This window comes from Photobacterium pectinilyticum (genome assembly GCF_024357955.1).
Taxonomy (GTDB): domain Bacteria; phylum Pseudomonadota; class Gammaproteobacteria; order Enterobacterales; family Vibrionaceae; genus Photobacterium; species Photobacterium pectinilyticum.
Window position 1 is genome coordinate 1 of record NZ_JANEYT010000090.1, and the last position, 18,905, is coordinate 18,905.

At 44.1% G+C, this 18,905-nt stretch carries 16 protein-coding genes and 1 pseudogene; 9 read left to right on the forward strand and 8 right to left on the reverse strand.

What is annotated here, in order from left to right; translation table 11 throughout:
* Positions 1 to 528: 528 nt before the first annotated feature.
* On the reverse strand, positions 529 to 822 hold the full coding sequence (locus tag NHN17_RS22530) for a hypothetical protein (protein ID WP_255044899.1): 294 nt from the start codon (positions 820 to 822) through the stop codon (positions 529 to 531).
* A 770-nt stretch (positions 823 to 1,592) separates the two neighbouring features.
* Between NHN17_RS22530 and ltrA the strand changes: the two genes are divergently transcribed.
* Together ltrA and NHN17_RS22540 are read left to right on the forward strand one after the other, a co-directional pair.
* A complete protein-coding gene (gene ltrA, locus NHN17_RS22535) occupies positions 1,593 to 3,065 on the forward strand; it encodes a group II intron reverse transcriptase/maturase (protein WP_255044900.1) in 1,473 nt (490 codons plus the stop codon).
* Positions 3,066 to 3,460: 395 nt separating this feature from the next.
* Entirely contained in the window at positions 3,461 to 5,326 is a 1,866-nt protein-coding gene (locus NHN17_RS22540; protein WP_255044901.1) for a trypsin-like serine protease, read from the forward strand.
* 391 nt (positions 5,327 to 5,717) lie between these two features.
* Here NHN17_RS22540 and NHN17_RS22545 read toward each other — a convergent pair whose 3' ends face one another.
* Positions 5,718 to 6,407, reverse strand: coding sequence for a zinc metallopeptidase (locus tag NHN17_RS22545; protein WP_255044902.1), 690 nt, complete (start codon positions 6,405 to 6,407; stop codon positions 5,718 to 5,720).
* Positions 6,408 to 7,021: 614 nt separating this feature from the next.
* Between NHN17_RS22545 and NHN17_RS22550 the strand changes: the two genes are divergently transcribed.
* Entirely contained in the window at positions 7,022 to 8,443 is a 1,422-nt protein-coding gene (locus NHN17_RS22550; RefSeq protein ID WP_255044903.1) for a sugar porter family MFS transporter, read from the forward strand.
* An 815-nt stretch (positions 8,444 to 9,258) separates the two neighbouring features.
* Here NHN17_RS22550 and NHN17_RS22555 read toward each other — a convergent pair.
* Positions 9,259 to 9,426, reverse strand: coding sequence for a hypothetical protein (locus NHN17_RS22555; protein WP_255044905.1), 168 nt, complete (start codon positions 9,424 to 9,426; stop codon positions 9,259 to 9,261).
* A gap of 181 nt (positions 9,427 to 9,607) precedes the next feature.
* Here NHN17_RS22555 and NHN17_RS22560 point away from each other — a divergent pair, with 181 nt between their 5' ends.
* Together NHN17_RS22560 and NHN17_RS22565 are read left to right on the forward strand one after the other, a co-directional pair.
* Positions 9,608 to 9,850, forward strand: a complete 243-nt coding sequence (locus NHN17_RS22560) for a hypothetical protein (RefSeq protein ID WP_255044906.1) — start codon at positions 9,608 to 9,610, stop codon at positions 9,848 to 9,850.
* Between the two features lie 1,154 nt (positions 9,851 to 11,004).
* Positions 11,005 to 11,199 (forward strand): hypothetical protein, encoded by a 195-nt coding sequence (locus NHN17_RS22565; protein ID WP_255044907.1) that lies wholly within the window; start codon positions 11,005 to 11,007, stop codon positions 11,197 to 11,199.
* A gap of 23 nt (positions 11,200 to 11,222) precedes the next feature.
* On the opposite strand, the gene NHN17_RS22570 is transcribed toward NHN17_RS22565, so the two are convergent.
* The 4 genes and pseudogenes from NHN17_RS22570 to cobU form a co-directional block, all read right to left on the reverse strand.
* Positions 11,223 to 12,473 (reverse strand): tyrosine-type recombinase/integrase, encoded by a 1,251-nt coding sequence (locus NHN17_RS22570; RefSeq protein ID WP_255044908.1) that lies wholly within the window; start codon positions 12,471 to 12,473, stop codon positions 11,223 to 11,225.
* A gap of 199 nt (positions 12,474 to 12,672) precedes the next feature.
* Positions 12,673 to 12,810: pseudogene (locus NHN17_RS22575) on the reverse strand (nucleotide-binding protein); the annotation flags it as partial.
* Positions 12,811 to 12,820: 10 nt separating this feature from the next.
* On the reverse strand, positions 12,821 to 13,444 hold the full coding sequence (locus tag NHN17_RS22580; protein ID WP_255044909.1) for a histidine phosphatase family protein: 624 nt from the start codon (positions 13,442 to 13,444) through the stop codon (positions 12,821 to 12,823).
* The gene (cobU, locus tag NHN17_RS22585; RefSeq protein ID WP_255044910.1) at positions 13,444 to 13,965 is read right to left on the reverse strand and encodes a bifunctional adenosylcobinamide kinase/adenosylcobinamide-phosphate guanylyltransferase; all 522 of its coding nucleotides are present in this window, start codon (positions 13,963 to 13,965) and stop codon (positions 13,444 to 13,446) included. Before cobU ends, NHN17_RS22580 begins: the two co-directional genes overlap by 1 nt.
* Positions 13,966 to 14,065: 100 nt before the next feature.
* On the opposite strand from cobU, the gene NHN17_RS22590 reads away from it, so the two are divergent.
* The 3 genes from NHN17_RS22590 to NHN17_RS22600 all read left to right on the forward strand — a co-directional run bounded on the left by NHN17_RS22590 (position 14,066) and on the right by NHN17_RS22600 (position 16,487).
* Entirely contained in the window at positions 14,066 to 14,902 is an 837-nt protein-coding gene (locus tag NHN17_RS22590; RefSeq protein ID WP_255044911.1) for a CPBP family intramembrane glutamic endopeptidase, read from the forward strand.
* A gap of 115 nt (positions 14,903 to 15,017) precedes the next feature.
* Positions 15,018 to 15,389, forward strand: a complete 372-nt coding sequence (locus NHN17_RS22595; protein WP_255044915.1) for a YgiW/YdeI family stress tolerance OB fold protein — start codon at positions 15,018 to 15,020, stop codon at positions 15,387 to 15,389.
* A 294-nt stretch (positions 15,390 to 15,683) separates the two neighbouring features.
* A complete protein-coding gene (locus NHN17_RS22600; protein WP_255044912.1) occupies positions 15,684 to 16,487 on the forward strand; it encodes an alpha/beta fold hydrolase in 804 nt (267 codons plus the stop codon).
* 99 nt (positions 16,488 to 16,586) lie between these two features.
* On the opposite strand, the gene NHN17_RS22605 is transcribed toward NHN17_RS22600, so the two are convergent.
* Positions 16,587 to 17,771: an amino acid aminotransferase gene (locus tag NHN17_RS22605; protein ID WP_255044913.1), complete on the reverse strand. Its 1,185-nt coding sequence runs from the start codon at positions 17,769 to 17,771 to the stop codon at positions 16,587 to 16,589.
* Between the two features lie 267 nt (positions 17,772 to 18,038).
* On the opposite strand from NHN17_RS22605, the gene NHN17_RS22610 reads away from it, so the two are divergent.
* Complete coding sequence (locus NHN17_RS22610; protein WP_255044914.1) at positions 18,039 to 18,350, forward strand: DUF3081 family protein; 312 nt, start codon at positions 18,039 to 18,041, stop codon at positions 18,348 to 18,350.
* The last annotated feature ends 555 nt before the right edge of the window (positions 18,351 to 18,905 follow it).

The following is an 18,905-nucleotide window of genomic DNA, read 5'->3' on the forward strand; positions in this document are numbered from 1 at the left end:
TGACATGATGGCACCTCTAAATGTTCGTCGACATTGTAAATTTTAGCGTAGGTGTGGGGCGTACCATCTAATTACTGAGCTAGCCAAATTAGCTAGCTGGGTGTTGAACGTGCCTTCTTTACCTCACGTCGCACTAAATCAAATCCATGTGCGATTCCGCTCTTAAATTCATTTTCGAGAGGCTTTTCTGTGCCAACCAACTTTGCAACGATAAGCCCTATCTCATTCGATAGATCGCATAGTTCTAGGTCTAGTGTCGGGAGTGATTTCAATTCTGACGAAAGGATCTTAAGAAACTCATCAGTGTTCACCGTTGGTTCTGTATTCAAAATAATACTCCTACCTAAAAAGCTTCAATCAACTAGACACTACACTGATTAGAAATAGTAGGTCAAATACTCGTCCGTAAAAAGTGACTGATAAGTGGGCTAACTTTGAATGGGGCAGATCTGCGTTACGATGATCTGCCTCGTTACTGCAGAGTTGGACAAAACTGTTTTACTGCATAGGCGTCGGATTACACGGCCATTATAAACAAAGAAACTTTGCAGCCATGTAAAATACAGTCACAAGGACAGCCAAGAAAGTCAACACTTTTAAAACGCGAGGTATAACATCTAATAATGCTTGTATTTGAGCAATTTGCTTTTCTTTCTTAGTGACTTTAATTTCTTGTTCAGTTATTAGTGTCTCAAGTTCTAACAATTTCACATCATCAGAACTATCTTGCTCAGCAAACTTTACCAGCTTCAACATCGCTAACCTTTGTCGATGTGATTTAAGCTGTCGACTAAGCTCATTCACAATAAAACTTTGTGTCATGAAATAGACTTCCTGTAGGTTCTTTTAGAATCTTATATTACACCTGAATTGAGGCCCTTCAGCCAGACCTACCACACTTAGGCGGTCACTACAGCAAAGCTTGGGGTACCCTTGTCATGTTTAACTCCCCATTGCAGTATTGGCATAGGTAGATAGCACTGCTACTCGCTAGTTTTCGGCTAACACCGAATGGGGCGTGCGACGTGAGGTCGTATGAAGCGCTGTTCACCGCTCAACGAGTGAACCATCTGTATCACCAGATGAACCTAGGAGCCTGAATAAAGTAGCGGCTCTGACAATGTAACGAAGATTGGTTATAGGCCAATCGGGATTGAAATCGTGAGAGGACGATCCTCCTGATAACCACAAAATTGGGTGAGTGCTAGGTAGTCAGCATGATGAACATACGTGAATCCGCGTAAGGTGCGTTATACGTTGAAACAGCGGAAGTGGTTAATACGCTGTAGCCAAAAGGCAAGAGAGTCGGAAAGAGATTGCCCCATGCTCTTTCGTGATCATTGAACTCTCCGCACCATAGCGGGCATCTACCCTGACATTGCGCGACATACGGAACACGGTAAGCCTGTATCACTCCCTTCGGGAAAGCCTTTGTGGCCGATAGTGATGCAGGTAGAGGATGTTGGAAAAAGCGAACGCTGCATTGTAACGATGCAGATACAGATTTATATCTGATCACGAAAGTGGGCTGACTTCCGACTGGTCTTCCGTTGCAAGATAATTTGAAGAACTTTATTCAAGGAGAAACGCAAATGATGATTTCAAAAGAGATTAGTGCCTCTCCTAACAGTGCTCAATGGCAATCCATCAATTGGAAGGCCGTTGAATCCCATGTTTTAAAGCTTCAGGTGCGTATTGCAAAGGCAACACGAGAAAGTAAACACGGCAAAGCGAAAGCGTTGCAGTGGATACTGACCCACTCGCGTTCGGCAAAACTTCTTGCTGTTAAGCGGGTATCACAAAACAAAGGCAGTAAAACGCCTGGAGTAGACGGCGTCATCTGGAACACAGATACGCGCCGTATGAAAGCAGTCCATCAATTGAGCAGGAAAGCTTATCAAGCCAAACCGCTTAAGCGTATCTACATCCCCAAGAAAAACGGTAAGCTCAGACCTCTGGGTATCCCCTGCATGGTCGATAGAGCGCAGCAAGCGCTTCATCTTCTTGCTCTGGAGCCTGTATCAGAAACACTTGCCGACCCTAACAGCTATGGATTTAGACCAAACCGCAGCACTGCCGATGCAGTCGCACAGTGCTTCAAGTGTCTGGCATTAAAGAAATCAGCTCAATGGGTTCTTGAGGGAGACATCAAAGCCTGTTTCGACAAGATTGGGCATCAATGGCTTATGAACAACATTGCCGTGGATAAACGCATGTTGGAACAATGGTTAAAGTCTGGTTTTATGGACAAAGGGCTGTTCTATCGTACTGATGAGGGAACACCTCAAGCCGGGGTTATATCCCCCACCTTGATGCTAATGACCCTTGCAGGACTTGAACTGCGCATAAAGTCTACCGCTCTCAAAAAGGGGGCAAGAGCCAACTTTATTGGATACGCCGACGATTTCGTCGTCACCTGTGCTTCAAAGGAAGTGCTGGAGAACGATATCAAACCGTTGATTGCTGATTTCTTAGCAGAAAGAGGCTTAACACTCTCCGAAGAGAAAACGCACATTACCCATATCAGTCGTGGTTTTGATTTCCTAGGTTTTAACCATAGGAAGTACAAAGGGAAATTGCTCATTAAACCGAGTAAATCCAACACGCTACTGTTCCTAAGTAATTTGCGCGAACTCATCAAAAAGCATGCAACCATCCCCGTTAACGATCTTATCAAGCTGATAAATCCGAAACTCAGGGGCTGGTCGAATTACTATCGACACTGCGTGGCCAAACAGGTATTCGGATATGTAGGTCACAAGCTATTCCATACGTTATGGCACTGGGCTAAAAGGCGTCATCCAACAAAATCTAGAACTTGGATCGCCCTTAAATACTTCATCAACCGCCAAGGTCAATGGCAATTTCACGGTTGGCAGAAGATCATGAATATGGATTGTCAGTTCAATCTGTTTCAAATAGCTAAGGTGCCAATAGAGAGACATGTGAAAATCAGGAGTGCCGCTACGCCTTTTGATCCTCAATACCAAGAATACTTGGCTAAGAGAAAATCAAAGAAGCAATTCCGTAACTCTTGGCATGAGCCTGCTCTCACTGCTTTATAAGTTGCTGGGTGCCAATTGGTGCTCTCGTGAAGGCTTGAGCCTAGTGCGGTGAAAGTTGCACGCTGGGTTCTTAGAGGGACGACACTTGGTAACAGGTGTCGTCTACTCGACAAAGGTGTGTTTCAAGCCCCTTCATACATCTCTGGACATTAAGCATGTTAGGGCAATAATTCAAATCACTCCCAGCATAATTACTATAAGTATTCGATTCTTAAGCAAGAGTAAAAGCCTTACACTCTCACTACATGCAAAACATTGAGACTATTCAGTTTTCCCAAAATATTGGACAATTATTGTGCATTTTATTTTATATGTGTGAATGGCTGTTTCACCTAGTAAAAATCAAATCAGTAGGTGAGTAATCACACGGATGAGAACTAAAGGAGTTGATTCTCATGCGTTTATTAATTGCATTTACGGGGTTAGGAATATCTTCGCTCTTGGGGGCACAAACAGAGGAGCCACCAACACTCTTCACCATCGGTGGTCAAGAGGTGGCTAAAGCCGAGCACAACTGGGTGGGTCGTACGGATGGGTGTACCGGCGCGTTGGTCGCCGGTAAATGGCACCTAACGGCAGCACACTGCTATGCTGGTGAGCGAGTCTATCATGACCATACGATTTCAAATATATCGGGCGTTACGGTCTTCGATGTGTTGAATAAGGTTCGTCATCCCGAATTTTGTACGCGCTTGATTCCAGGTTCTGGTGTGTCATCTCAGGACTGTCACGAGAATGAGTGGCATTCTGCAGCAGATGTGGCGTTGTGGGAGATGGATGGCCATTTGCAGCTAACTGAAATTGTACCTATTGGGATGGATGTCTATGCTCAGGACAAGAAGGTGCGATTATATGGTTATGGCCACGATGAAATGTGGAAAGGGCCAGATATATCGACGTTGCCGCTTCATTATGTCGAGCGTTGGCACTCAGTGGGTCCGTATGATAGCTGTACCCCTACCACGGGTGATTACCAAGATTATTGTTGGTTGGATGATTACGCCTTGTATGCCGACTTGGTTGATGAAACCGATGTGACGGGAGGGACTTCTCGTGGCGGTGATTCGGGTGGTCCGTATGTCATTGATAATCAAATAGTAGGGGTTCATCAGCGTCAGGCTGTTTATAGTAATGACCTGAAGCAATTTAAGTATTTGATGGCAACTGACTTGTCTGGCTTTGACGTTCGTGACTGGATCGCAGAAACCGTGAACAGCTGGCATGCGCCGACCTTGGCGCTTGTGAGCGGTACGCCGGTTGAAATCACTGTGCAGTCGTTGTTTGTTGATGAAATTATGGATTCAGCAAGTACTGAAGGCGATGTGATCATCGATGCGAGCAATTCGACCTGTTACACGCAAGGGATTATTTCCACTTATGACGTGTGTACCTATGTGCTCGAGTCAAATGGTGGCCCTGGCACAGTCGATTTGGGTGGTTTCGAGATTGAAGTCAACCCGGTTGTGGACGTAGCGCTTGATAATGGTGTAGAAGCCAGTTTTTCAGGGGTAGCTACCACCGTCTTCTCGTTACCAATCAGCGCAGACATCAACGGTTATGGCTTTACCCTTTCAGGTATTCCTGAAGGAAGCCGAGTTTTGGCCAAGATGGGTGCTGTACCAACCAATGTTGACTTTGACTACGATGTCGCAGGCAGCAATGGCGTGCATACCTTGGGTGTAGCCTTTGAAGGTACCGTGAACGATACCTTGTTCATCAAGCTAGAGCCGGCAGGCGATGTCAACGCAGGTAAAATCACTGCGTCATATACCGAGTTTGTGCCAACACACATCGCGGGTCCTGTTTACATGTTGAACCTAGATGCAACGGAAAGCCTTCATATCTCTGACAATACGCGCATAACCTTTGAGGTTGCGACGCCTGAGAGTAAGAGCCTTTCAATTGTTCTGGATCACGTAAGCGGTGATAAAGCTGTGCTGCTGTACTACGACGGAGACAATAACTTTGTTTCCTGCTCGAAGCCGGTTTGCGATATCGCTGGAATCAATGCTGACAACTTTGTGTTTTATGTGCAGAGTCTTAGCACCCGTTTGGGAGTAGATTTCGTTGTGTCGGATGGCGGCGATGGCGGCGATGGCGATGATGGCGGCGATGGCGGTGATGGCGGCGATGGCGGCGATGGCGATAATGGTAATGTTGGTGGCGGCAATGATAACAGCTCATCGGGCGGGGGATCATCGATGGGGCTAATCAGCCTTCTTACAATACTGTTTATAGCTTGGCGAAGACGCCAGTATTAAGCATATTCCCATAGTTAAATAGGCAGTGATTCGACTGCCTTTTTTATAAGTGTCGCATGAATCAAATTAATTCAAATCTAGTATGAATAGTTCATGAATGAGTATTTACTTTAACTTATTTAGGGGCAATTCCGTGTTGATATTTTGCCGCTTGGATCAGTGGCCATATATCAATCGGCGGTTAGTGCCGTTGAGCCTTCAGCTCCACTGCCATAAAAGGTTTTATGCGCGCCATAATTCACCGGAGTCTGTGGTATATCGTGCTTGTATCCGTAGACAAAGTCAGGGTTGGTGATAAACGGCTGTATGGAAGGGATAACTCAGGCGCCGAGTTGATACCACGCCTGGTCAATGACATAGCACTCGCTAAACCTCTGGCATCAAGCAGCCATTACCGACGGAGCACCGCGACCCATCGCCCCAAGTTTAACAAGCTGGTCAGCGAGGCAGCGACATAGGTCAGCGCCGCCGCCTTGAGAATTTTCTCCGCATGCTCCAGATCACCATCATGCAGGTAGCCGCCTTTCTGCAGGATCGGCAGAGCTTTGCCATAACTGGCATCGAACTCAACCGGAAGAGTCAACAGGTGCACCATGGTACTTAGTGCCATTGAAACAATACCAATCATTATCGTTATCGCTCCCGCTTGCGGCATGCGGGTTAGCATTAGGACAAGCGGTGCAGCCACTAGCATCATTCCGGCAATACGCTCGCCGACCATGGCAGTCTTTACGAGTTTCTGCCGCGCCAGGAACAAGGACTCTCCACGTGAATCTTGAATTGCATGCCCCACTTCATGGGCGGCCACAGTCACTGCCGTCAGCGAGTATCCGGAGTAGTTGTCCGGCGTCAGACGCACAGCCTTAGATACCGGATCATAGTGATCACCGGCAGAGGTCTCCTCTACCTCGACGTTACCCAAGCCGAAGCTGTCCAGCAGGTGGCGAGCAAGTTCACCACCACTTCCCTGCTTGCGGTAGCGATCAGCCGGCTGTCTGTACTTTTCCATCACATGCTTGACCCACAGACCCGGCAGGAAGACGCATGTCGCGATTATGAGTAATATGACTATCCAGAACATTTAAATCAGTATGCCATGAGCAATTGTGTAACTACTAAATATTATACGCATAGAAATGAGCAGCAGATGCTTACCGAAAATAGGCTGACTCGAAGAGGGGCATGTCTGCGTTATGGTGATCTACCCGCCAGCACGGAGCTGGACATTTTCGCGTTAGATTTGAGGCTCGAAGTCGACAACTTTGAATAATCTGATCTTAGGTAAATATCCAGTTCAAGCGTGTCTATCAAGTCGGAGACTATTCATAGTTTCCCCCCTACTCGTCCCTTTTTCTACCTAGTCTTTTAGGCATACATCATGTGACGTGCCATCACATTTAGGCTTCAACTAGTATTAACCCTACTTTTTAAAGTTAGAATTCTAGCACCAGCTCTGATGTCGGTTGTAACTTGATGTATGGAATCCACTCCCCTTCACAACCACTAGACCAGACGTTGTGATAAGGGTATTTCGCTGAGATGACACTAGCTTCTCACAGCTCTTATAGACAAGCATCTCTCATAAACTAAAACCTGCTAATATTTGCGCATTTTCTGCAAATATTTGGCTATCAGCAAATCACCTCAATCCATGACAATTTATCTGGACATACCAGTCATATGGAGACGTTAGTTATGGAAAAACTCAGTGCACCGCAATATGGATTTCTCGTGGCCCTCATCTGTTCGGTCGGGGGGCTTTTATTTGGTTACGATATCGCCGTCATCTCAGGGGCTGTCCAATACTTTTCAGCCTACTTCGATTTATCCCCTGCTATGGTCGGTTGGGGAGTTAGCTCTGCCTTAATTGGCTGTATGGCAGGTGCGGGGGTGGCTTCAACGCTTAGTGAAAAATATGGCCGTAAAAAAGTTCTTCACTTGAGTGCAATCTTATTTGCAGTCAGTGCCATTGGCTCCTCCATGCCTGATACCTTCTCAGAGCTTGTCATCTATCGAGTCATCGGTGGTTTCGGGATGGGATTATCATCAATGATTGTCCCAGTTTACCTCTCGGAGATTTCCCCAAGTGACAAAAGAGGGTTCTATGGTTCATTTAACCAGGTCATGATCACCTTTGGGATCCTTTGTACCTACTTCATTAACTATGTCATCGTTTCTGGCCGAGGTTTGGACTGGCTAGTTGAAACTGCTTGGCGGTGGATGTTCTTCGGTGAGTTGATTCCTGCAGCAGTGTTGGCTATTGCAGCATTCTTTTTACCTGAGTCGCCGCGCTGGCTGGTACAGCAAAAACGTAGTACCGAAGCCAAAGCCATTCTAGCCAAAGCGAATGGCAATGAAAAAGCACCCACTATCTTGAATGAGATTGAAGTGGATATCAGCCGAACCACAATATCGAATAAAGGAATATATGAATCGGGGCTTGGAAAAGTACTGTGGATGGCCATTGCAGTAGCCTGCTTAAGCCAAGCAACAGGTATCAATGTCATCATCTATTACACAACAGTTTTGCTCAACAGTATTGGAACTGGCGATGGCGGGACAACCCTTTGGGGCGATGTCTTCTTCCAAAATGTATTAATTGGCGTCGTCTGTTTCTCTGCGGCTATTGTGGCGGCAAAGAATGCAGATAAGTTAGGTCGCCGCCCTATGATGATCTGGGGCTCGCTGATTGTCGCAGCCACGATTATCTTAGTCGGTTTGGCAGTATTAACTGGTAATACAGGCATATGGCTGCTAGCTGTCATTATGACGTACTTGTTTGCCTTCGGCTCAACTTGTGGACCACTCCCCTGGGTGATTGCCGCAGAGATCTGCCCTAACTCTCACCGTAACCGCATCGTGTCGAAATCAACCTTGTTATTCTGGTTTACCAATGTCATTGTCGCCCAGACTTTCCCAATGATGAACGATAGCCCATGGTTGCAAGAACACTTTAATGGCAGCTTCCCCTTTTTCATCTATGGCTTATTTAGCCTAATGCTGGCTTACATTTGCTACCGTTATTTACCAGAGACAAAAGGGAAAACCGTCGAAGAGATCTATCAAGAGTTCTTACCCGAAACAGCCCAACCAGTATCTAATGAAGTGGCACCATAATAAGAATAAAAGCATGCTGGGTACACTATCCAGCATGTTAATCCTACTCAACACTTACCTTACATGCTCACATCGATATTCCAACTCATACAAAGCTGTTAATTCAATTTGAACAGAGCATGAATGGCCATTTTAATCCACCTCTAATTTTGAATATCGAAACCATATCTGTTTAATCAGTATTAATCACATCAGCTTTCAGTTCACAACCACAGTCAATCAGTAAAGTGTTAGGTGCGCATTTGGAAAGGGCGCGTCTTTGTTGTGAAAGGGAGATAATGGCGGTCCCAACGCCTATAAGCTTGTTGCTCGTAACAGTATGGAGACAAATTGCTATGGGGCTGCTTCCCGCTCAGGCCACTCAATAGTTGGTGGCGAGATCCGGCGAATTTGTCGCTGTCGTCCAAAATCGTTCGTCGATTTTGCTTTATCTTACGTCTATAAGCCTTGCCATTGCTGGACTTCGGAATCTTCGTACTCCCTCGTCTCTTTTTGGAAAAAAGAGACGAGGGAGAAGCAGTGACCATATTTGCATGGTTTGCAGGTCTTCTTGATTTAACGGCTTGTCTGCCAGGCACTATATCGATACCTATGACTCTTGGTTAGAAAAATGAAAAGGTTTAAGCCTTGTGAATACGTCCCCTTTGAATCAAAACTCTGAGCTTTTCAGCCGATCAGCTCTTCGGCATCATCGTCTACGACGAATATGTGTCCATTCTAGTACTGTTATTACAACCTGCTGATTTCGTCGACGGGTTAAAATTAAACCGCAGGAAAACCTGCGGCTTCTGCTTGAAGTTCAACGATTATGACTTTTATCTCATGTACTTATTCACAAAATGATGAAAAGTGCCCTCTTCATCAAGGGCACTGCCATAAAGCTGGTAAACGAACTGATGGGTATCCGCATTAAATATCAACACACAGTTATAACCGACTTCGGTGTAATAACGAACTCCCCGAAATTGATAGATCTTCTTCATATGGCCTCCCATTAACTGATGAGCTTTCAGCTTACAGTAATGAACGGGATGTCAAGGCACCAGCCAAACACCGATGACTAACTACCTTTTCCAAAGCGCGATTTTCCCCGGCGTAAGTGTATTTCCAGCACTTAGATCTTCGTTGATGATGAAATCTCATTTATTAAAAGAGGTGTCATTTATGAAAAGTTTAACCGAGCTAATCGACTTCGTTGCTTTCGCGCATCATGGGCTTTTCGTTACAGCAGAAGAAGAACTCGAGATCAAAAAGCAAATCATCACCACCCTATTAATTCTGGAACGGGAAAGTACAGAATTCTTCTCCCATCGGGCGATTGGTGATGCAGAGTTCATCCTTGGCAAAAATGAGGTTGAACGCTTACAGAAAGAGCTTGGCATCATTGTGATAGGGCCGACCTATTAGTACCTCAATGTGGTACATTCATAACCAGATGGGAGATTGTCTCATCTGGTTATTTACCATATTTGAATGGCCGAAAAGTCATAATAAAGGAGCACTTTTTTAGACTTTGTTCTCATAATTGAACACCGATTAGCACATAGTTTTCCCCTATCCTCCCACCAAGTCATTCACACCTTAAACCTCCTGCACCCTGTTACAGGACATACCCCTTTTGTCTTTATACTCCCGCAGAGCCAAAAACATGCACATCAATAGCCAAACCGATAATGCAGCAATTAAAAATATGGGGTTCAAAGGAGAACTGGTTTCCCATGGCCTCAGGGCAATAGCAAGCACCCAGTACTGAACGAACAAGAGTTTGACCCAAACCCTATAGAAAAAGCCCTTGCTCATAAGGGTGAGAACGAAGTAAGAGCAGCCTATAACCGAACTGATCTCATACCAAGGCGAGCAGAGATGATGCAATGGTGGAGTGATTACATCCAAAGGGCAAAGGCTTTCTTAGACAGTTAGTCGTTCAAAATTCAAGCAATCAGCTAGTAAAAAAATTTTTTTCAGTTGCGCCGAGTGTTTTTTTCCATCGGAAAAAAGAAAAATGAGGTACCTAAACAGGAATAAGTATCTCGATATGCCAAAGATTGTTACGCCACTAAGTGATATGCCCCTTAATAACCTCAAGCCAAAGGGGAAAGTATACAAAGAATCTGATTGTGAAGGTTTGTATAACCGTTTGAGCCCGCTTGGGTGTAAGACATGATACTTCAACTATATGTACCCTATATCAGGAAAACGTACCGAATTACGTCTAGGGATCCAGCGATGCCCCCCAGCGTAAGGGCGTCGCTTAGCAGTGATTTCTGTGTAGTTAAGAGAGCAATACAATCGTTATGATCAAACAAATGAAGCTAAATGCTGACATTTCGCACTTAGTTCAAGAATTGACATGAGGCAGTGTCGTTTTAACGTGAGAACCTAAGTTACATATGAATGAATAAACTGAATATTTCCCCGGTAACGGGGCTTGCCTTGACGGCTGTGGCTACAAAGCCCCCATCTGTTTGTCATTGGAACAGAACCATTTCCATAGTCAGCAATGCTGCAATCTATTGAAAATAAGGATTAATTTTTCAGGATGAATATCACAGGAGCAAAAAATGAATGAGTTAAACACAGAAGCAGTAAAGCCTTTGTTTATTACTCGTGCAGATATTTGCAAGATATTAGGCATGAAGCCTACGACTCTTGATGCCTTTATTGTGAGAACCGCTAGTTTTCCACAAAAGAAAGCAAGGGGAAGATACTCAAGAAAAGAGTTTGAAGAATGGTGTAAAAATGAAGGGCTCGTCTGAACCCTTATAAGGTGTGATTATATTCAGGAAACAACACGTAAATTTCCATGCTCTCGTTTCTGACGTAGAAAAATTTCTGTTTGCCTAAGAATATAATCGCACCACTCTTCGTAACAATCTAGTTGCTCATCAAGATAGTAATATTCTAAATAGTGTGCTTGAACACCTTTATGAACCTTATGACCTATCATTGTTTCACTAACCTTTTCCGGAAAATCTAGAGCTTCCCATGCATTCCTTGCCGTTCTACGCATATCGTGATTACGAGTTTCTGTGTAGCCCATTTCAGTCATCATTTGAGCTAAAACTAATGATGGACGATAAGGTGTTTTTTGGTTGAGAGGCTTATCTTTAACGATATAATACTGAGGAAACATATACTTAAAGTCTGGTTCTATTTCGATTTGTTGTTTAAGTATTTCTTCAGCCATTACAGGGATTGAGCGTACAATTTCTGCACCTGATTTCCTCCCCATTTTATGGTTTTCAGCAGGCACTGTCCAAGTCAACATTTCAAAATCAAAATGAGATTTTTCAGATAGCCTCAATTCCCCAACCCGAGAACCAAAAATCATTGTTAATTTGAGCAAGTTTTTCATTGTTTCATGATATGGAAGTGTATCAATACATACCCACAAGGCACCAATTTCAACATCTATTAGCTTACGTTTCACTGGTTTGCTCATCTCACCAACATCACTGCCTTTAAGGTGATTAAGATGGTTCTGCTTTAAAAAACCATGCCTAACACCATAATTGAGTATGCTCTTAAATCGATAAAGCAATCTTGTTGCATGTTTTGCTCCCGCTCTCTCTTTTTCAAGTTTGAACAAACAAACATAATCCGCTCGTTCAATATCATCAGCAGGATAATCTCCAATATGAGGAATGATTGAGCGACGAAGAAGGCTTTCAATTGCAGGCCATTGTTTGTTGGACTCCATTAAGGAGTTTTCTATATAGTATTCAATCAGAGCAGAGATCGTTTTAGGAGAGTTAACACCAAGTTTTATATGATTGCCTCTTGGATCAATTCCTTTAGACACAAGTAATTTGTATTCATCTCGTTTATCTTTTGCCTCTTTTATTTTCATTGCAGGATACTCCCCCAACTTTACCCTAACGGGCGAACCATTGAAGTTATATCTAAGCACCCATGTGACCTTCCCTTTGGGGCTGATGCGCAATGATAGTCCTTTTTCATAAGCAATTTGCGGTGCTCCACTGTAGGGCTTTCCAACTATATGCCTTAACCGTGCATCCGTTATCTTCATCTAACACTCCCTAACCAACAGTAGTTTTGGTACATATTTGGTACACTTTACTACTTAATACTGCTTTAGATAGGTTATAACATATTGATAATCATTGCCACATCACGGATGGTAAAATATACATAACACACTATTTTTGAAAAGAAAAAATGAAAAACTCATTACTAAATAGTACTTATTGATAGTTTTGTCGTATACCCGCCATGTTCTGTGACTTAAATGGGGCGACTTTAATATTCTTACGTGCTAATACACGGCACAGCCCTGCCGCTAAAACACTTTTACCTGCATCAGAAGTCGTACCCTGAACCATCAAGGCTTTTGTTGTTGATTGCATTTGTTCTCGCTTAATAATGCTGCTCGACTGGCCACTGGATCTGTGGCCAATGGATTCCATTTTCATCTGTTATTACCGTGACACGGTAACGCGCCGCATAAGGCAAATCGATACGTTGGAGGTAGTTGGTGTTTTCGGGCATCTCCAATAGGATCCGCATCAGTTGTTTCATCACTCCAGCATGAGTCACGAGTAATATTTTCTGTCCTAAATAGTTATCTAGTAACAGATCCCATGCTTGTTGAATCCGACGATCAAACGCTTTCAGCGTTTCCCCACCATGTGGCGTCGATAACCACGGGTTCTGCCAATAAGTTTCTAACAACGAGCCGTGTTGTTGCCACAGGCTATCGTGACTTTGTCCATCCCAGTCGCCAAAATTCATTTCCTTCCAGTGACTAAAATGCTGACAAGGTAAAGTGAACTGCTGGGCAAATTGATTGGCAAAATCACTGCATCGTTGTAAAGGAGAAGCAACCACTTGTTCGATATCATTGAGCCCTTTTACGGCACTCGACATTTGCGACAAACCTGTCGGGGTGATAGGAAAGTCAGTATGCCCCCTCAAACAACCGTGGCCTTCAGGCAGGCCATGACGCAAAATATCAATTCTTGTCTTTATACATTCAGCCATCACGCCCCCTTCAAGAGCTGCGGGATCCCTGCCGTAACGAAAGTGACTCGATCAACTTGCGCTGCGATGGCTTGGTGCAGCCAACCACTCTCATCGACAAAACGTCTCGACATTTCGCCCATCGGCACAATTCCCTGCCCAACTTCATTACTGACTAAGATAACATCCCCTTCTACTTTTTCTAGGACTCCAAGAAGTTCAGCCTTCTGCTGTCGCCAGTCAGTACTGAAATCCTTATTGAATAAGCAGTTAGTTAGCCACAGGGTCAGGCAGTCAACTAATAAACAGTTGCCGGGTGTCGATAATTCAGTAATAGCTAGAGCTAAAGCGGTAGGTTCTTCAACGACAGTCCACTCGTATGGACGGTCCTGCCGATGGCGCTCAATACGCTCTGCCATCTCTTCATCTCCCGCAGTTGCTGTCGCAATATAGATGACAGGCTTTCCATTTATTTGTGCGATCGATTCGGCGTAACGACTTTTGCCTGATCGCGCTCCACCCAGTACCAACTCAGTTGCCATTCATTAACCTTTATACATTATCACAATGAAAACACGGCGTTTTTTCGTTATCATGGTAATCAACCTTCGCATTATAACGATCATTTCAGCTTACAATACTATGTTTCATCTTAATGACCTATGGCCAGATGGCCTTGTTTGGCTACTTCTTGCTAGCACCGTATTATCGTTATTCTTGAGACCCAAAATATGGCCTGCTTTACTAAGCCTGACGGCAGTAGCCGCACTTTATTTTTCTCGCATTTCCCCCCTAGCCCTTGGGGTTGTCGTTATTGGACTTGTCGTTGCCAAGCAGAGTCAACGTCTGACCGGAGCTTACAAGGTGATTTGCCATGGGTTCGTCATTTTTTGGGCTGCAGCCTTGGTACTTCACCTGATCCCTGGTTTTAACAACCTCTTGGTACTCGACAAAGCCTTCTCCGGTTCAAACAGCACTCCTTTTTCGATGTATTTAAATCTGGACAAACCACAGATTGTCTTCGGGTTAGTTCTGCTTGTCCCGAGTATGCTCAAACACACCACGTCAATAACAAAGCCACAATTCACTATTGTTGCTCTGCTGTTTGTTGCGCTTCCTTTCATGGCCTGGAGCACTGGAATTGTTAAACCTGAAATTTCGCTACCCGCTTGGACTTGGGTATTTATCATCAACAACTTGTTGTTTACTTGCGTTGCTGAAGAAGCACTGTTCCGGGGCTATATCCAACAACGCATGATCGAGCGATTGACTCCTTTCGCAGGTATTATCGCTGCCAGCCTTCTCTTTGGTTTAGTCCATTTTGCTGGTGGTATTTTATTCATTGCCATTGCGACTCTCGCTGGGTTGCTTTATGGACTGACATATTATTGGACAGGTCGACTAGCGTTTGCTGTTGTGATTCATTTTGCTTTCAACTTGGTACACCTTTTGTTTTTCACCTATCCAATGGCAAGTTAAATAATATGTACGCAATTTATTTAGGTATATGAACCATTTCTGAATAACCAACTCATCATTAATTCAGAACCAGTGTTGTTTAATATAACCATCAACACAAGGAGACCGAATTATGATTAAGAACACTGTTATGGCTATCGCCACTGCCGCTATCATTCTACCAACAGCCGCTTTTGCTGGAGACCATAACAAGAATGAGAATGCTTTGAACTATTCAGGACCAGTAGAAACCGTTAGCGTTGCTGAACTACTAAAAGACACGAGTATGTTCACGGAAAAAGAAGCGATTGTCGAAGGGCACCTCATTAAGCAAATCAATGCCGACACTTTCATTTTCAGCGATGGCACTAAAGAGATCCAAGTTGAAATTGACGACGATATCAACATACCAGAAGCGATTAATGCCACAACAAGACTACGTCTCTATGGCGAATATGAAGGCGGCAATATCCCTGAAATTGAAGTGGATCGCCTTCAGTTACTTTAAATCCTGAGTCATATAGTTGCTATGTACGAAAGCAACAAGAAACGTCAATCATCGTTTTTCGGCATAGCCTGAGGTTATGCCGGTTTTTGCTATTTGTCGTACAATAGGGCATCAACAACCAAATCAATGCGTGACATGAGTCACAGTATTGTATCTTCGATATTTATCCTTAAACTCATAATCAATAACTTGAACTCGCCCTAAGTCTTAATTTTACAAAGCGTCACACATCGGAGCAAAGTCTTAGAGAGGCCCGTGTTATAATGCCTGCTGAAAATAAAAATGAGTAGATACATGTCAGATACTTTGTTGTTTCATAAAACTTACCATCACCCAACCAGCAAAGATTGGGTTGTATTTGTTCATGGTGCCGGAGGTAGTTCATCTATCTGGTTCAAGCAGATAAAAGCCTACAAGCAGCATTTCAACCTACTTCTTCTCGATCTAAGAGGGCACGGTCGCTCAAACAACATGTTTCAGGACATGATCAAAAACCCGTACACATTTAAAACTGTGACGGCTGACATCGTACACGTGTTAAATCACCTTAAAATCCAATCAGCACATTTCGTTGGGATTTCACTCGGCACGATCATTATTCGTAGCCTAGCCGAATTGGCCCCCGAAAGAGTAAAAACCATGGTTCTCGGTGGTGCGGTTACACGCCTGAATACACGTTCTCAGGTGTTAATTTCAGCGGGCAACATGTGCAAGCATTTCATCCCTTACATGTGGCTGTACAAGTTGTTTGCCTACGTGGTTATGCCGCAGAAAACACAAAAAGAATCGCGATTGATGTTTGTTAACGATGCTAAAAAGTTGTGCCAGAAGGAGTTCAAACGTTGGTTTAAACTGGCAACAGACGTCAATCCTTTAATGAAGTGTTTCAAAGAAAAAGAATTACCGATACCGACACTTTATTTAATGGGCGGCAATGACTATATGTTCATCAAGCCAGTAAAAGAAATGGTTGATAAACACGAGCATAGCTACCTGACAGAATTCGAAAACTGTGGGCACGTTTGTAATGTTGAACGCCCAGACGAGTTCAATCAGCACTCGATTGAGTTTATTCAGCGCCATACCATGGCAGCATAGAGCCCAACAAAATCGCCGATTTGAACAATCATAGAGGCCAGTCATATGACTGGCCTCTATGATTTTTAAAGCGATAATGATCTCAATTCAGAGCCAGTATTATTTTTTTGATACCGCCACAAGCGCTTGTGCTAAGTAACCCAAATGTTGCTCTTGCAGGCCTGCGATATTAATACGACCATCACCTACCGCATAAATGGCATAGTCATCGCGCAAACGACCGATTTGCTCAGGTGTTAGACCCGTAACTGAAAACATCCCTTTATGCTGTTGAATAAAGTCGAACTGATCCGATCCCAACGCATGGACCTCAGACACTAACCCCGCACGCAATGCCAACAAACGCTGCTGCATTTCACTCAGCTCTTGCTTCCAAGTTTGTGTCAGCGACGCATCATCCAGGATCGTCGATACCAAAGCGGCACCATGATCAGGCGGCATGGTGTAGGTTGAACGAGCCAGGTTAAGGATTCGCCCTTTCGCTTTTTGCGCTTCTTGCAGGGTGTCACCAACTAAGATTGCCGCACCAGTACGCTCACGGTACAAACCAAAATTCTTCGAGCAGGATGTCGCAATCACCATCTCTTCGATATTGTCAGCCATATATTGCAAGCCTGCAGCATCTTGATCCAGCCCGTCGCCAAATCCTTGATAAGCAATATCAACAAATGGCATGAAACCATTTTTATTGGCCAGATCAGTTATAGCCTGCCAATCGGCAAAAGAAATATCAGCCCCTGTTGGGTTATGGCAGCAACCGTGTAGCAATACCACATCTTTAGGCCCTGCTTTAGCCAGTTCCTGCAGCATTGCCCCACTGTTTACCTGTTTTGTCGCTGAGTCGAAATATGGGTAGTATCGAACCTTTAGTCCTGCAGCTTCCATCACGGGTTTATGGTTTACATAACTTGGATTAGATATCCAAACTGTCGTCTCAGGCTCAGCAAGATGAATCAAGTCAGCTAACATGCGCAGCGCACCACTGGCACCAGGCGTTTGTACCGCGGCAGCCCTTGCCTTAGCAGATGTACCGGTCAAAAGCAGATCCATCATCGACTGGTTGAACTGCTCGTTACCAGCAAGACCAACATATGCCTTCGTTTTCTGGCTAGCCTGTACTTGCTGCTGCGCGAGCTGTACCGCCGTCATGATAGGGGTCTCCCCCTGGCTATTACGATACACGCCAATACCAAGATCAACCTTGTTTTCTCGAGGATCGTCGCGATAAGCAAGAGAAAGCGATAGGATTGGATCTAACTGCGCCTCGGCAAGTTGCTTAAACATGATATAATTCCGTTTAGTTGTCGTTCATACCTTTCAAGCTACCACTTCAACCCCATTCCGTCATCATGAATTTGCAACATTTTCATTTTCTTTAAAATTCAATAATGTGAAGCTCATCGATACCAATTATTGATCCAGATTAAACCTTTTTAGACTTGTATGGCAGGCTGGCTATAAACACCTAAATTTAAAGTAGGACAGCTTCGTTTTGTATACTTAATTTGTTTGTTACAGGTCCTGCATCTTTAGTACATGTTGGAGGTCAAAATGAAAAACAGAGTCGATGTACGCACCCTGCTCAGTGTTTATGAGAAAATAAAAAGCCAAGGCCAGACCATCGAGTTTGGCAGCCAACTGGATGATATAAAGTGTACTGAGTCACCCGATGGCTATAGTGTCAGCCTGGCGGATGATAAAGTCACACTGGATATCAATTTCCACAATACCTATCACTTCCACACCATGAATGAAGATCCTGAATCGGTGATCAACCAAACGACCACCGAGTTCCACAATAACAACGAAGTACAAATACAGGAATTTATTGGCAAATTAGAAGAAATAGATAAGAACTATTAAAACACCCACATATCCTTTCGATATTGCGCAATTTCCCTTCCCCCTGAAGTTGCGCTGTTTTCTTACTATCTCGATCAGTGAGATTCTGACATCCCCCTGACAATATCATGACAGATGCCTAACGGATGATAACTAAGATATTTCTATTAACTTTTGCCACTGAACAAAAAACGTTCAACCGTATTCAGAGTTCATTCACCTTAGCAAAGTTATGCTTTAAGGGAATTCTGAGGGTTGCTCAAAATCTAATTGGCAAACTATCTTGATGGGAATAATGTCATGCAACTACAACAGTTAAAAAACAATCAGGCAGATACCGTTCTTCTCGCATTGGATGAGTGCTACCGTAGACTGGAAAAAGCCGATATGTCAGCTAAAGACCTTACGCAGGCAGGATTTACATTAATGTTTAAGTCGGCTTATGAATCGCTTGCTAGCCAACAGCATTGGTCGCGGTAGGAATGGCAGTTACCTGCCACCCCCCGCGCAGATCCGGACGTGCGCTACTAACGCATCCGGCTCCTACCTTGGGTGCATAGCGTAAAAGCGCTTTTC

Excerpts from the sequence above, each read along its gene's own strand:
- NHN17_RS22530 (WP_255044899.1), bottom strand. The coding sequence starts at position 822 with ATGACACAAAGTTTTATTGTGAATGAGCTTAGTCGACAGCTTAAATCA.
- ltrA (WP_255044900.1), top strand. The coding sequence starts at position 1,593 with ATGATGATTTCAAAAGAGATTAGTGCCTCTCCTAACAGTGCTCAATGG.
- NHN17_RS22540 (WP_255044901.1), top strand. The coding sequence starts at position 3,461 with ATGCGTTTATTAATTGCATTTACGGGGTTAGGAATATCTTCGCTCTTG.
- NHN17_RS22545 (WP_255044902.1), bottom strand. The coding sequence starts at position 6,407 with ATGTTCTGGATAGTCATATTACTCATAATCGCGACATGCGTCTTCCTG.
- NHN17_RS22550 (WP_255044903.1), top strand. The coding sequence starts at position 7,022 with ATGGAAAAACTCAGTGCACCGCAATATGGATTTCTCGTGGCCCTCATC.
- NHN17_RS22555 (WP_255044905.1), bottom strand. The coding sequence starts at position 9,426 with ATGAAGAAGATCTATCAATTTCGGGGAGTTCGTTATTACACCGAAGTC.
- NHN17_RS22560 (WP_255044906.1), top strand. The coding sequence starts at position 9,608 with ATGAAAAGTTTAACCGAGCTAATCGACTTCGTTGCTTTCGCGCATCAT.
- NHN17_RS22565 (WP_255044907.1), top strand. The coding sequence starts at position 11,005 with ATGAATGAGTTAAACACAGAAGCAGTAAAGCCTTTGTTTATTACTCGT.
- NHN17_RS22570 (WP_255044908.1), bottom strand. The coding sequence starts at position 12,473 with ATGAAGATAACGGATGCACGGTTAAGGCATATAGTTGGAAAGCCCTAC.
- NHN17_RS22580 (WP_255044909.1), bottom strand. The coding sequence starts at position 13,444 with ATGGCTGAATGTATAAAGACAAGAATTGATATTTTGCGTCATGGCCTG.
- cobU (WP_255044910.1), bottom strand. The coding sequence starts at position 13,965 with ATGGCAACTGAGTTGGTACTGGGTGGAGCGCGATCAGGCAAAAGTCGT.
- NHN17_RS22590 (WP_255044911.1), top strand. The coding sequence starts at position 14,066 with ATGTTTCATCTTAATGACCTATGGCCAGATGGCCTTGTTTGGCTACTT.
- NHN17_RS22600 (WP_255044912.1), top strand. The coding sequence starts at position 15,684 with ATGTCAGATACTTTGTTGTTTCATAAAACTTACCATCACCCAACCAGC.
- NHN17_RS22605 (WP_255044913.1), bottom strand. The coding sequence starts at position 17,771 with ATGTTTAAGCAACTTGCCGAGGCGCAGTTAGATCCAATCCTATCGCTT.
- NHN17_RS22610 (WP_255044914.1), top strand. The coding sequence starts at position 18,039 with ATGAAAAACAGAGTCGATGTACGCACCCTGCTCAGTGTTTATGAGAAA.